Below are 1,653 nucleotides of genomic sequence, written 5' to 3'. Positions count from 1 at the left end.
AGCTAAGTTTCTTTTTGAGAACATTATCACAAGATTTGGTTGCCCTTTTGAAATTGTTAGTGATAATGGTACCCATTTTATAAATGAGGTAATAAGAGAGCTTACCACGACCTTTATGATATCCCACCATAAGTCTACACCTTATTACCCGCAAGCTAATGGACAAGCCGAGAGCACCAACAAGACTCTAATCTCTATTTTAACCAAGACGGTAGAAGCTCATCGCACTGATTGGGATTTGAAGTTGACATCTGCTCTATGGGCTTATCGTACTGCTTATAAAGTGGCTATTAATTGTACGCCATTCAAAATGGTATACGGCCAAGAAGCGGTTATGCCTTGGGAGTTTGTCATTCCTAGTCTTCGAGTAGCTTCTCAAGAAGGTTGGGATGGTAACCCCTTAGTTGAGCGATTATATATCCTTGAAAGGCTAGATGAAGAGAGGCAATTAGCTGTGCAAAATGCACTTGTGGAGAAAGATAGGAGGAAGAAATGGTTTGACCGTCATCTAAAGAACAAAGATATCAATGTTGGTGATAAAGTCCTTATGTATGGAGTGCGTAACGAAAAGAAAAAGTTGAAATATGCGGGAAAAGGACCATATAGAGTATGTGAGATCACCCCACAAGGAACCATTCGTGTGGAGACTCTTGATGGAGTTGAAACCATTGGATTCCTCAATGGGAGCAAATTTAAAAGATACTATGATCCTTTAATCCAAGAGGAGTTGTGTGCCATCCATACAAAAAAGGCAGCCAAGGCACAAATAGAATTGAAGAAGATACAAGCTCAAGCTGAGGCTAAGGAGCGACAACAACGTATAAGACAAAAACGAGAGGCTAACCTTGGAGTCACACATGCATTCCACGTTGAAATCGACGAGGATTGGTTGGACTCTGACACACCTCTACGATACCCTATTGAGCTAAACAACACCTATGGAAAAGTTCTATATAATGCCTTATTGGACACGGGTGCCAAATATAATCTGCTATCATATGGGGTGTGGTGTCAGTTAGGGAAGCCACCTCTGTCTGAGAGTATTATCCAAGTCAAGGGTGTCAACAAGAAAAAAACTTTGGTTTTTGGAATCTGGCACACTTCTGTCAGTTATGACAATGGGGTTGTAGCTCAAGACTTTTTGGTCATGCTTGTTGGAACTATGGAAGGTCATATATCACTTCTCATAGTCACGAAACCATGAGTGATGTGGAATTTTGAGCCAGTTTTAATCAATTTTGGGTCTTTTTTTACCATTTTATAACCATTTTTGGTCATTTTTATCCCAAAAATGCCCTCTTTTGCCCGTAAAAAGCCCAAACGAGCTGGAAAAAATCCCTAAAATTATGGGAAAATCCCATTGGGATTAAATTTCATCTTGAACCTCATTTTACCACTTGCCAAGCACTCTGGATGCATCTCTTCCGCCCGCGCATGAAACCTGCTATTTTTGGTCGAGATCGCCCCGCAGCATTGAACTTTCTAGGCAAAACGAGCGTGCCACTTCAAAACACTTGACATTTGTACATTCCTAAATCAATTATGCATGATTTAATGTGTTGAAAAATGCCAAGGTGCCACTCCCCGGCCTCGCTTTCCCGGGAAGGTATGGCATCCGTTTTCCATATATCACACTATGTACATTGTAGCTTT

General features: G+C 40.9%; 1 protein-coding gene. It reads left to right on the top strand.

The window, feature by feature from the left end:
• A partial coding sequence (locus DD606_RS25035; protein ID WP_139158370.1) for a DDE-type integrase/transposase/recombinase occupies positions 1 to 1,204 on the top strand: 1,204 nt, incomplete at its 5' end.
• Between the last annotated feature and the right edge of the window lie 449 nt (positions 1,205 to 1,653).

This window comes from Enterobacter cloacae complex sp. GF14B (assembly GCF_004136805.1).
GTDB classification, from domain to species: domain Bacteria; phylum Pseudomonadota; class Gammaproteobacteria; order Enterobacterales; family Enterobacteriaceae; genus Enterobacter; species Enterobacter hormaechei_C.
Note: the sequence above shows the minus strand (reverse complement) of the source record. Positions and strands in the feature narration are given on the sequence as shown.